We start from the raw sequence: 12,242 nt of genomic DNA, 5'->3' as shown, positions 1-12,242 counted from the left end.
GATCGCCCAGTCGTCCCGCGCCGCCCGGCAGCCGAGGTCTCAAGCGCCCGACGCACCCCGGTGGCCCCAACGGCGAGACCCGACCGAGCCCCACCACTTGCGATCAAAAAGAAAGATGAAGAGAGCCCACATGCCCAGATTCCTGACAGGAACGCGCACCGGCCTCCTGGCCTCGGCCGTCGCGGCGGCCCTCGCCATGACCGCGGCCGGCCCGGCGACCGCCGCCCCGAAGCCGGACGTGCGCTTCATGGCACACCTGGACATCGCCGAAGGACAGCGACCGGAGAACATCACCCTGGAGCCCGGCGGCAGTGCCGTCGTCACCTTCGCCTACAGCCGCCAGGTCGCACGCATCCACTCCGACGGCCGGGTGCACGTCCTCGCCACCCTGCCTCAGCCTCCGGTCGGCGCCAGCACCCCTGCCCTCTCCTCACCGTTCCTCGGCGGGATCGTCCGCGCCCACGACGGGACCCTGTACTTCCTGTACGCCACCGGCAGCAGCGACCTGACCGGCCTGTGGCGCCTGCGCCCCGGCGGCACCCCGCAGCGCATCGCCGCACTCCCCGCCGACGGCCTGCCCAACGGCCTGGCCCTTGACCGGCACGAAGGCCGGTTGTACGTAGCCGACTCGGTCCTCGGCACGGTCTGGCGGGTGCCCGTCACCGGGGGCGCGCCCACCCGGTGGGCCACCGCGCCCGAACTGGCCGCCGCCGGATTCCTCGGAGCCAACGGCATCAAGATCCACGACGGGGCGGTCTGGGTGTCCAACCTGGACAAGGGCACCGTGCTGCGCATCCCGGTCACCCGGTACGGCACCGCCGGCCGCGTCGAGACCCGGGCCACCGGCCTGGTCGACATCGACGACTTCGCCTTCACCGGCCGCGGCAACACCCTCCTGGCCGCGATCAACGCGGACAACGAGGTGGCTCTGGTCAGGCCGGGCGGCAGCCACACCGTCGTGCTGACCGGCGCCGACGGGCTGGAGAACCCGACCTCGCTCGCCGTACGGGGCAACACGGCCTACATCGCCAGCGGCGCCTACTTCACCAACGACGACCCCAACCTCCTGGCCGCCCGGATCAACACCGCCCGATAAGCCGGCCCCGCCCGATAAGCCGGCCCCGCCCGTGCCGCCGGCCCCGCCCGTGCCGCCGCACCTGCCCGGTGCGGCGGCGCGGTGCGGCGGCGCGGGGCCCTGGGCCATCAGATCCGCCGCACGACGAGCGGGCGGAGCTACCGCAGCACTCGGTAGCTCCCAACATCGAACGAGAGGAGAGAGTGATGGAGCATCAGGACACGCAGCAGGCGGCAGCCGCCGCATCGCCCGCGTTCGACCCCGACGCGTTTCTGGTCGTCCCGGCCAGGACCTTCGAGGACCTCCGCATCGGCGAGGTCTTCCGCGCCCCCAGCCGCACCCTGACGGACGCTCACGCCGCGGCCTTCCAGACGGTCTCCGCGGACAACCACCCGGTGCACTACGACGCCGAATGGGCGCTCAGGCATGGTCACTCGGCACCGGTGGTGCACGGGCTGCAGGTACTCGCCTTCACCGCGCCGGGGGCCACTCTGTTCCCCCACTTCATCGGTGAGGTGTTCATCAGCTTCCTCGAACTGTCCTGCACCTTCCTGGCCGAGGTGCACTCCGGGGACACCCTGTACCCGGCGCTCACGGTCACCGGCCTGGAGCCGCAGGGCGACAACGGTGTCGTGGTCACCGCGGCCACCATCCACAACCAACGCGGCGAACTGGTGCTGTCCGGTCAGCACAAGTACCTGCTGCGGCGTCAGTGAATACTTGAGGTAGCAACGTGACACACCGCAGAACCCTCCTTGCCGCACTAGCCTGTTGTGCCGCGCTGACCGGGTGCACGAGCCACACACCCGACGGCGGCCCGGCTGAGGTCGGCTCCACGTCCCCGACGCCGTCCGTCACCGGCCTGGGGTCCGTCACCGACGGCACCTCCGGTCCCTCCAGCGAGCCGACACCGACCGCGTCCGGCGGCACGGGGACGGCGGCGCCATCGCCGACCGTACCGACGGTGAGACGCTGTCATACCTCCGAGGTGAGGGCGTCCCTCGGCCCCAACCGTCCCGGAGCCGGGCAGTCGAACTTCGCTGTCGTTCTGACCAACGGATCTCGCCGCACCTGCACGCTGTACGGTTTCCCTGGTGTTGCGTTCGTCAACGGTGCCGGTGAGGCCGTCACCCCGAACCCCGAGCGGGCCACCGATCAGGCGGAACGGGCTGTGACGCTCAACCCGGGAGACAGCGCTTGGTCGACACTGTCATACACCAACCCAGCGATCACTGGCGTCACCACTGTCACACCGGCGGCCCTGCTCGTCACCCCGCCTGACGAGACTGACCCGATCACAGTCAGATGGACCGGGGACAAGGTCTCCAACACGGGGAAGGCGTCGGTGCCCCGGGTGAGCCCACTCATGCCAGGCAATGGCGCGTGACTCTGCCGAGCGCGGGAGCGGGATGCGGCAGGTGCGGGGGTGCGATGCCGGTCCGAAGCTGTGAGGCGTCCTCGGCGAAGGTGGTGTACGGACCGTCGAATCCCTCACCGACAGCCAGCAATTCGGTGCCGGGCGCACGAGCGCTAGACCCGGGAGCGGATCCTGGTGGCGCTGGGTAGTTGCCAGTGCACCTGGTCAGCCAGGCGGAGGACTTCAGCGAGGCCTGCCATGAGCGCGGACTCGTCGTTGCGGATCTTCTTGTTCCAGACCGTTGTTCCGGTGTCATCGACCGCGACCCACCAGTGGTGGCCTTGCTGGCGTCGATACCGACCCATAAACGTGGCAACCGCGTGGTCATGAGCGTCTCCTCGGCTTCGGGTAGCGTGCCGGTTCGGTCCGAGGACACCCCGCCGTCAGCTCCGTAAACAGCGACCGATTCGTACAACTCAATCAGCGGCCCGGGCGTCCCGAAGAGCGGGGCGGCCACTCCACCGGAGCCACCGGGGGCAAGCGACTTTAGAGCCACACCCCGCTCTTCCGGACCGCCAAACACCTTACGGAGCGATTTTGGGCGGGAGTTTCGATGGACCAGCCAAGCGCCGCCGTGTGGGGGTCCTGGAGCACCGGTTTGGAAGATCGCTACCCGGATGGCGCCTGGCCTGAGAAGCCGCTGACCTGCGGTGCCTTACAGGATTCCCCCGTGGTTCAAGGGGCGTTCCACTGCGTCAGTACCAGCGGACCTGGCCAGCCGCACCCTGCCCGGTACGGGCAGCATGGCGGAGAACGCGTAGTGGGCCGTCAAGGAGTTCATCGACGTCATGGTCCGGATCGTCGCCCAAGCCGGTCATCCAGGCATGGATTCGCTCGACCGCGTCCCGCCGCTGGGTTCCGGTCAAGGTGAGGGCTTCCTCCGCCGCGGGGAGTTGGGCGCGGACCTGTGCGGCGTCGAGTAGGAAGTCCCCAAACCAGCCCGGTAGTCGCAACACCGCATCGGGACCGAGCGCGTACGCCAAGGCCGAGAACGGGCTGGCCTTGCGTGCGACGGCCGCGAACAGGCCCTCGTCTCCCTCGGGCGGGAACTGGTCCATGACGGCGTCGCGTAGCGCCTCCACCGGATCGGAGCCGTCATAGCAGCTGTCGAAGAATGCGCTCAGCCGGAAGGCGTCCTCGTCAGCCACCCAACTGTCAGCAGTTGTCTTGGACGAGGTGAACAGAGACGCCCGTGCCTTGCTCCGCCACCAAGCCAACCCTCTAGTCACATCAGCGTGCGTTGACGTCGGTGCCGACGGCGAGGTCTGAACCGCGGCGGACAGTAGATTCTTTATCCGCTCGTCAGGCACCGCCCCGACGACCCACACACCCATGACACTCACACCACGCCCCCCGCCCTGGTCCGCCCCCAGCACCCGATCATGCACCACTCGACGCGCATCGATCCCGCATGGCCATTGCCGATGGCGAAGCCTGGGTCGGCGGAACGACCTTGGCCGCGAGTTTGACCGAGTCAAGGCCGTGGGGCACGCCTTCCACCAGTGATGGCGGCACCTCGACTCGGAGATCGTCTGTGCCTGAGCCGACGAAAGTCAGCCACGACGGCGGGCACGCCGACGGGGGCTTCATCACGCTGCCGGCTGTCACGGGCGAGTCACAAACCCCGTGGACACCCTCTCGGCACAGGATCTCGAAGCTGGACATATATGCCCGCACAGGACTGGATGGACGGCGCTGGACGGCTTCTACGGTATGTGCCATGTGGTACCCAGTGAGGGACCCAGGATCAGGACCGGAGCGTCTTCTGGCCCGTCAAAGCGGTATTGCAGGGTGTTCGGTGGTGTCTCACTCACCCGCCTGACCCTCTCATCTGTCACGACAGCCCCTATGAGCGGGGTGCTGGCGGTAGCTGTTCGACCAGTTCGGCACCACCGGCGGACCGCGCGTCCTCGAGCGGCGGGCACCGGCGAGTTGGCCGGCCAGGACGTAGGCCCCGGCGATCGCCAGGGACGCACCACCGGCCGTCCGGTGTCGACCCCCGGCACACGTTCGGCACTGCTCTGGGGGCCGCGCTGATCATGCGAAGGTTTTTTAGAACGGCCCTGGGACTGTCCCGCTGTCCCCTCATGCTGCGCGCGCTCCACCACCGAAACGCCCGGATCCCAGTGGTGCCTGCACCCGGCCGCGTCACCGGATCGCGGCCGGGTGCCGGGCAGGAGATCGACGGCTCGACCCGCATCGGGCACAAATCCTCAAAGCTCACGCCATGCCCAACCCAACCACGGTGCGGAGCGGTCTCTTGTCCGTACGATCAGGACCGCACAAGGGGAGATTTCGGGGAGATTCCGGGGAGGTTCCGGGGTGCCGTTCGACGCCGGCGAGTCTGAGTTAGGGGACGAGGCGTTCGCCTTGTGGATCCGGTCGCGCCGTGCGGCGGCCCTGCTCACACAGGAGGAACTCGCCGCACTGGCCGCCGTGTCGGTGCGCACGATACGCAACCTGGAGGCAGGGCGCGTCGGACGGGCACGCACCCGGCGCTTGGTCGTCACGGCGCTGGCCGTCCCGCCTCCCCAACCGCTGTCGGCACCGGCTCACGATGCGGTGCCCGCTCAGCTGCTGTCCGACGTGCCCGCGTTCACCGGTCGCGACACCGAACTACGGGCCCTGGACGACCACCTGGCCGCCGCCACCGCGATCTGCTTCCTGTCCGGCCCCGCCGGCGTCGGCAAGACCGCCCTGGCCGTGCACTGGGGCCACCGGGTACGCGACGCCTTCCCCGACGGACAGCTCTACGCCGACCTGCGTGGCTCCGTGCCTGGCGCAGCCCCGGCCACCACCGACATACTCGCCGCCTTTCTGCGCGCCCTGGGCGTACCCGGCAATGACATGCCCCAGGCGCCGGACGAGCGGGCTGCCCGCTACCGCACCCTGCTTTCCGGGCGCCGCATCCTGGTGGTGCTGGACGATATCGCGTCGGCCGACCAGATACGGCTGCTGCTCCCCGGTACCCCGCGCTGCCCCGTGCTCGCCACCGGCCGGGGCCGGCTCGCGGACCTGGTCGCCCGGCATGGAGCGCACCGCATCGGGCTCGGTCCGCTGCCGCCCGGCGACGCGCTGCGCCTGCTGCGCACCCTCGCCGGGGACCGGGTCGCCGCCGACGGCCATGGCGCCACCGTCCTCGCCGAACGGTGCGGCAGGTTGCCGCTCCCGCTGCGTGCCGCCGCCGAGGCCGCTCTGAGGCACCCGACGCTTCCGCTGTCCGCAATCGACATGGGCCCGGCGGCGGACGCCCGGGGGGCGGGACCGTGAGGGTAAAGTCCGTGCGCTCGGGCGGTCACAGCCGGAATCCCGGCGCGAGGAGCGCGCGGCGGGATCCAGGCGGGAACCGGACGCCCTGATCCGCCCCGGCTCGGCCGCCGGGCTGGGCGCCGCCGCCGAAGGCCCGCCATCCAGCCCCGGACCTGCGGCCCGTGAACGTACCGCGGCGGGTCAGCCCCGCAGGAAGGTGACCCGCTCACCCGTCTCCGTCATCTGCCGGGCCAACGCCCCCGCCGTGAACACCGCCGGGTCCGCGCCCAGCCGCCCCGCCATCGCGTCGGCCAGTCGCCGCACCGGCACCGTGCCGCGCGGACCGAGCGGCAAGGGCTCCAGCTCACCGGCGTCAGGGGCAGTGTCGGCCAGGCCCCGCAGCCGCTTGGTGAAGCTGCCCCCGGGCTGCGGCTCGACCCCGAAGTGCAGGGATTCCGGCTGCTGGTGGATGTCGAGACGGCCCAGGTCCCCCTGGTACAGGCACAGCAGCACGCTCGGCGCCAGGCGCTCCACCCGCACCGGTGTCAGCGGCTGCGTCCCGGCCGCGTCGGCGTAACCGTCCACCAGCAGCCCCGGATAGCCGGAGACCACGTCCGAGCGGATCAGCACACCGGTGACCAGGGGGTACTCCAACGGCAGCGGATGCGCGGCGTCGAGTTCGGCGTCGGCCGTGCCCACCCGGCCGAGGCTGTACGCGCCGTCCACCAGGTGGCGCATCCACTCCTGGTCGAGCTGGAAGAAGCGCACCGTCTCCACCGGCAGTAGCCGCTCGTCGGGGACGAGATACCCGAAGGGGACACCGTCGAGCCGGGCAAGACCCGTCAGCCACTCGGTGACGCCCGCCGGGAGCGCGTCGTCGATGTCCGCCACCGCCAAGGGGTGCGCGGCCGCCACCGTGCGCTTCACCGCCTGATCCCGGCGACGCTTCCACTCGTACAACGCCCCGGCGAAGCCCGTGCTGCGCAGCGCCAGCAGCCGCCCGACCTCCCAGGCCGCGGCATGGCTGACGTCGAACATGCCCACGCCCGGGTGGTAGCGCAGCAGTTCGTCGGAGGCCCGGGCCGGGCCCTGGTCCGGGTCGCCGGAGGTCGCCGGGCCGATCGCGAACGGGCCCCGGTACCAGGCCACCGACCGGCCGCCGCCGCGCAGCCGGTGCCGCACCGGGACATAGCCCTGCCGCAGAAACGTGTCGGCGTGCTGCTCGCCGCTGTCCGGCAGCCGCAGCGGGCTGCCGGCGTCGGTGAGCCCGGCCACCAGCCGGCCGAAGGTCTCCGCCTCGTCGAGGCACGCGAACCGCCAGTCGGCCAGCGAGACCAGACGGACCAGGGAGTCCGGCCCGCCGGGGCCGAGGTCGAAGTCGCCGTCTGCCGGAACCGCCGCGAACCGCCCCTCCAGCGAGACCAGGTGCACAGTGCTGGACGTGCCGGCCGGCGCCAGCCGCTTGCCGACCACCACCGCGCCGTCGGACACGTCCCCGTCACCGCGCCGCAGGTGTGCCAGCAGCGGCAGTTCGGCGCGGGTCGGCAGCAGGTCGGCCAGCAGCGCCCGAGGCACGTCGATGACCGTCACCTTGGGGTCGTCACCGGCCGGGAGCCCGGCGGGCGCCGGAAAGTACGCGTCAACGGTGCCCGTCGCCGCCGACAGGGACATGACCTGCGGCTCGGGCTGCTCCTCCCCGGCGAACAGCAGCAACGCCAGCCATGGCAGCGGCGCGCTCTGACCGTGTACCGCCTGCGGAGTGCGCTCCCAGGGCAGGCTGGAGCGGCCGAGCACCAGGTGCGGCAGCACATGGCTGTGGTCGCCGATGCTGCCGTCCGGCGGGAACACGGCCCGGACCAGCTCGGGCGGCAGCGCGAACCGCTCCCCGGCGACGGAGAAGGTCCGGGTCGCCGTGTACGCCTTGGGGTCGACGCCGATGGTCTGGGTGACCTTGATCGAGTAGTCCCCGGCGGCCAGCGAGGGCACCTGGTAGTCGACGAACAACGTCCGGTCGGACGGCGTTGTGTTCACTGCTCCACCCCCACCTGAGGAACGACCAGGAACCCGGCCGCGTCGAACCCTCCGAGGTCCAGCGGGTCGTCACCGGCTCCACCGGTCAGCACCGCCGCCGCCACCGCCGACCGCACCGCGGCCGTCTCCGGCGCGGTGGCGGAGTCCGCGATCACCTGGCGACGGGTCGCCGCGTCCCGCCCGTCCGGGACGAACGGCGGCCGGTCCAGCCAGCGGTAGGCATTCTGCTGGGTGTCCAGCGCCGTGGTGGCGCGCAGCACATCCCGTGGCAGGTACGGCGGCGTAGCCGGCTCGACCGGGGGCAGCGGCCGGATCGTGTAGCCCGTCAGCAGATCGTCGACCAGCGCCGGATCGGTCACGGACGGCAGCAGCCGGTCGCCCCACATGGCGGCCGGCAGGTTCTTGGTCACCGGCTCGTAGTGGAAGCCGTCGTCGGCGCGACTGCCATCGGCCCGGCGGATCTCGATGCGCTGGGTGGCCGCCACCGGGTTGTGGCGGTCCCGGCCCAGCGGCGCGATCCCGAACGCCGTCGCCACGCCCGTGGTGTCCAGCACCTGGCCGCCCTGCTCGGGGCCCCGACAGGCGTCATGGCTGGGGATGACCGAGTCGGTACCCAGCACCAGCTCCAGCGGGTTGACGCTGCCGAGGTCGCCCTTGACGGGCGCGCCACCGGTGCCGGCCGCCCCGCCCCGGAGCACCACGGTGACCACGGCGTCGTCGGCAGCCGGCAGGAACGCCTTTCGGAACGCGGCCCAGTCGATCGGCCGGGGCCCGGCCCGGTCCCCGGCCCCGAAGGCCAGGGTGAAGGAGCAGATACCGATGTCGATCGCGGCCCGCCCGCTGAACTCCGGTCCCCACAGGCTCACCTGGGCCCCGACCTGGGCCGAGACGGTGTGCGTACCGAAGAAGCTGAAGGTGTACGACGCCCCGATGCTCGCCAGGAAGTCCGCCTGGTAGTGGTACGGGCTCCAGCCGATCATGAAGTCCATCGACGCGCTGAACCACGCCTTGAGCGATCCGTCCTGCCAGGTCGCGCTGAAGCTGCCGCCCGCCATCAGGGCCGACGGGGTCAGCGCGAAGTACGCCGACCCCTTCATCGCCAGTTGCGGTGTGACCTGCCAGGTGAAACCCAGCCTGGGGACCACCGGATAGTGGGTGGGGACGGTGAGGCGCGGGTGGTAGCCGCCGACGCTGAGCACGAAGTCGCCGTTGTGGTCCTCGCCGAACCACACCTGGAACGCGAACCCGCCGGTGAGCCGGCAGTCCCGGGACAGCAGATAGGAGTTCTCGGTCAGTTGTGCGCGCAGCGCGAAGTACCCCTCGTCCGGCACGAAGGTGGCGCGTAGCGCCAACTGCACCTGCGCCAGCGGTGTCGCGCCGGCCTTGACCGCGTCGGGGGACGGCAGCACCAGGGTGGACAGACCCAGCAGGTCGACCTCGAAGCGGTGCCCGAAGCCCACCGAAAGGAGCAGCACCGAGTCGATCATCCGGAACGAGCTGAAGTGCACGCCGATCGCCAGGAAGAAGTCACCCGCCGACGGAGGCAGATAGTCCTGCAGCGCCCGCAGTTCGTCGGCGAGCGCCCCCGGCGGCTGCGTCCCGGCGGCCTCGGCGATCAGCGGGAAGGTCGCGACGTCGGCCACGTCCGGGGCGATGAAGCGCCGGTTGTAGCCGAATCCGGCGGCCAGTCCCTGCACGAAGAAGACCGGCGGCCCGCCGATCGGGTAGTCCAGGAACGCGTACACGAACAGCGAGGGGCCTTCGGGCAGTTGGACGTAGGAGCCCAGCGCGCCGAGGGAGAAGGTCTTGGTCCGCAGCACCGCCTTGCCGCTGTAGGCGGGCAGTTGGCGGCCTTGGTAGGTGAGGGTGTCGGCGAGGAACGCGCCGTTGATCTCCACCTCGCCCGAGCTGTACGACACCCCGAGCCCGCGCAGCGCGAACTGCGGCCCGCGGGCCGGGTCGCCCAGGTCGATGCCGATCGCGAGGCCGTCGAGGGTCAGCGCCAGCCCGGCCACGTTCAGCGCGGCGTCCAGCAGGAAGGCCAGTTGGGCGGAGCCGCCGGGCGGGCGCTGGTAGGCGAAGCCGACCCGCTGGAAGGTGACGGGTCCGAAGGTGCGCTGCACCTTGTACCAGACCACGTTGTCGTCGGTCGCCTTCGGCTGCCCGGGGGCTGCGGCAAGGGTCTTGGGCTGGTCGGTTCCGGGCGCCGGCAGGCTCAACGGCTGGGTGAGCTCGCCCAGTTTCAGCACCGCGTCGGCGGTGAATCCGGCCGCCAGGTCCTGGTCCGCGGGCAGCGGGGCGACCTCGGCCGGGAGCAGGGCGTTAAGCCCGGCCGTTTCGGCCGGGGCCAGCGACCCCGACACGGCCAGCAGTCGCAGCGGGTCCACCCCGAAGGTCCCGCCGGCGCCGGCGAACCGCTCGCCTACGAGGGGCAGGTTCGCCAGGTCGACGGTGACGGCAAGGTCGGCGCCGAGGACGTACACGCCGGTGAGCTGGGCCTTGTCGAAGGCGAGCAGGACGTCCTTGAGGTCGACGGTGACGCCGTCGGGTACGTACTGGGCGGCCGAGGCCGACAGCGCGCCGACCAGTCGTTTGAGGGTGGGTGCCGGTCCGCCGGGGGCGCTGTGGCGGTAGGTGGCGACGAACCGTTGAGCGTCGGGGCTGTCGGCGAACCGGACCGTGAAGGCGTAGGCGGTGCCGTCCACGGTGACCGTGAAGTCGCCGCTGTAGCGGCGTGCGGCGGTGTCGATGGTGACGGTGAGGTCGAGTGCGGTGGACTGGTCGACGGGGAGGGTGACTTCAGCGGTCAGGAGGAGCTTGTTCCGCCCGCTGGTGAAGGACGCGCCCAGGTTCTGCACGGTCAGCCCGGCAAGCGGTGCGGGCAGGCTTGTTCCGTACCGCCGGGCGACGTCGTCCGCCAGGTCACCGATGGGGATGCGTACGCCCGGCTCGGTGCTGCCGGCGAAGGTCCAGCCTTTGGCGGGGTCGGGGTCGTAGCCTGCCGTGAGGTAGACGGCCAGGCCGCCCACCAGGAAGTCCCCGGCGGCCGTGAACGTGGTGGCCGAGTCCGCGTGGTCCAAAGTGAAGGCGACCCCGGTGAGGGAGAAGGCGTCGGTGATCTGCCATTCGGTCGCGAGGTCCACGGTGCCGTTGTAGGCGAGTTGCCGGCCGTCTCCTGGCAGGGTGAGCAGGAAGTCGAACGTCTTGACGGTGATGTCGGGCAGGTGGCTCGGGTCGCCGCCCATGAAGTGCTGGTACACCTCGCGGATGTGCAGCGGACCGTCACCGTCCCGCAGGTTTCCGGACAGCGTCCGGGAGCCGAAATCGACGACGAGCTCAAGGGTGCCGTTGACACCGATGGCGAGCAGTCCGGTCAGAGTGCCGAGCACCACAGGGGCGGCCGACAGCGGCCGCTCGATCCGGAAGGAGGCATCGACCGCCTGAAGGGTCACCAGTCCTGGGACCACGGGCCACGAGTCCTGGGTCTCCACTACGACCCGGACCGAGGCCACCAGGTCCGGCGCGCCCGGGGTGAGCAGCAGCGCCAGGTCGGTGAGGCGCACCGGCGAGGTGATGTCGAAGTCGAAGCCGCCCGGTACGGCCAGCCCGGCGGAGCCGACCAAGGCCGCGGCGTCGGACAGCCGGATGGGCCCGACATCGCTGAAGTCGGCTTCCAGGAGCACCCGTTCGCCGGCGCCCACCACCTCCATCGACAGGACGACCTCGTTGCGTCCGGCGGCCGTGGTGAAGGGGATCACCCCGGTGATGCGGAGCGAGGCGAGCACATCGAAGTCGACCAGGTAGTAGCTGAAGCGCGGGTCGCTGTAGATCTCGTAGCGGAGTTGTTCGATGCCGAAGAGGCCGAGGTCGGCGCTGCCGCCGGTCGGCCCGTTGAGCACGAGGTCGGGGACGGTGCCTGTCACCGCGTCGGCCCCGGGCAGCCCGGAGACCATGCGCACGGTGCCGTCGATGGCGTGCTCGGTGCCGGCGAAGACCAGGTCGAGCAGGGCGAGCCGGGTGCCGATCACCAGGGTGCCGGTGAAGGAGGCCGAGCCGCTGCCCGGCTCGGTGCCCTCGGCCAGGGCGATGGCGGCCGTGTCGACGCGTAGTTTCGGCTGCCGGAAGGACATGCCGTCGAAGACGGTGCCCGCGAGGCCCGGGAGATTGCCCACGAACGACCACGACTCGTCGCCGTCGCCGTCGACGACCGCCGCCACCTGGCCGCTTCCGTCGGCGGTCAGGGCCGCGGTGACCACCATGCCTCGGAAGGGGGCGGCGTCTCCGGTGCCGGACACGGTCACGCCGTCGGAGGTGTCGGTACGGGAGGCTTCCCGCAGCACCAGCCGGCCGGCGGCCAGGAAGCGCCCGAGGAACACCGCCGCCGGCCCACCGACCAGCGTGTCGAGGGCGAGGTCGACACGGCCGTCCGTGACGGTGACCGCGCCGCGCAGTTCATCGGGTGTCATGGCC

Annotated in this window: 7 protein-coding genes; 4 read left to right on the top strand and 3 right to left on the bottom strand. The window is 71.2% G+C overall.

Going from position 1 to position 12,242, the window contains the following annotated elements; genetic code table 11:
- The first annotated feature begins 130 nt into the window (after positions 1-130).
- The 3 genes from AB0472_RS28465 to AB0472_RS28455 all read left to right on the top strand — a co-directional run bounded on the left by AB0472_RS28465 (position 131) and on the right by AB0472_RS28455 (position 2,462).
- Positions 131-1,096 (top strand): hypothetical protein, encoded by a 966-nt coding sequence (locus tag AB0472_RS28465; RefSeq protein ID WP_143609721.1) that lies wholly within the window; start codon positions 131-133, stop codon positions 1,094-1,096.
- 185 nt (positions 1,097-1,281) lie between these two features.
- Positions 1,282-1,791 carry a MaoC family dehydratase gene (locus tag AB0472_RS28460; protein WP_366360353.1) on the top strand — a complete coding sequence of 170 codons (510 nt, stop codon included), beginning with the start codon at positions 1,282-1,284 and terminating at the stop codon, positions 1,789-1,791.
- 17 nt (positions 1,792-1,808) lie between these two features.
- On the top strand, positions 1,809-2,462 hold the full coding sequence (locus AB0472_RS28455; RefSeq protein WP_366360351.1) for a DUF4232 domain-containing protein: 654 nt from the start codon (positions 1,809-1,811) through the stop codon (positions 2,460-2,462).
- A gap of 725 nt (positions 2,463-3,187) precedes the next feature.
- On the opposite strand, the gene AB0472_RS28450 is transcribed toward AB0472_RS28455, so the two are convergent.
- Positions 3,188-3,640, bottom strand: a complete 453-nt coding sequence (locus tag AB0472_RS28450) for a hypothetical protein (protein WP_366360349.1) — start codon at positions 3,638-3,640, stop codon at positions 3,188-3,190.
- Between the two features lie 1,174 nt (positions 3,641-4,814).
- Here AB0472_RS28450 and AB0472_RS28445 point away from each other — a divergent pair.
- Positions 4,815-5,762, top strand: coding sequence for a helix-turn-helix domain-containing protein (locus tag AB0472_RS28445; RefSeq protein ID WP_366360347.1), 948 nt, complete (start codon positions 4,815-4,817; stop codon positions 5,760-5,762).
- Positions 5,763-5,942: 180 nt separating this feature from the next.
- Here AB0472_RS28445 and AB0472_RS28440 read toward each other — a convergent pair whose 3' ends face one another.
- The gene (locus tag AB0472_RS28440) at positions 5,943-7,772 is read right to left on the bottom strand and encodes a hypothetical protein (protein ID WP_366360345.1); all 1,830 of its coding nucleotides are present in this window, start codon (positions 7,770-7,772) and stop codon (positions 5,943-5,945) included.
- On the bottom strand, positions 7,769-12,238 hold the full coding sequence (locus AB0472_RS28435) for a DUF6603 domain-containing protein (RefSeq protein WP_366360343.1): 4,470 nt from the start codon (positions 12,236-12,238) through the stop codon (positions 7,769-7,771). The genes AB0472_RS28440 and AB0472_RS28435 overlap by 4 nt, the downstream gene beginning before the upstream one ends.
- Between the last annotated feature and the right edge of the window lie 4 nt (positions 12,239-12,242).

Origin of the sequence: Streptomyces sp. NPDC086777 (assembly GCF_040702065.1) — a bacterium.
Classification (GTDB): Bacteria; Actinomycetota; Actinomycetes; order Streptomycetales; family Streptomycetaceae; genus Streptomyces.
Note: the sequence above shows the minus strand (reverse complement) of the source record. Positions and strands in the feature narration are given on the sequence as shown.

Bases quoted from the DNA above. Each gene is read 5' to 3' on its own strand.
- AB0472_RS28435 (WP_366360343.1), bottom strand. From the start codon at position 12,238: ATGACACCCGATGAACTGCGCGGCGCGGTCACCGTCACGGACGGCCGT.
- AB0472_RS28460 (WP_366360353.1), top strand. From the start codon at position 1,282: ATGGAGCATCAGGACACGCAGCAGGCGGCAGCCGCCGCATCGCCCGCG.
- AB0472_RS28465 (WP_143609721.1), top strand. From the start codon at position 131: ATGCCCAGATTCCTGACAGGAACGCGCACCGGCCTCCTGGCCTCGGCC.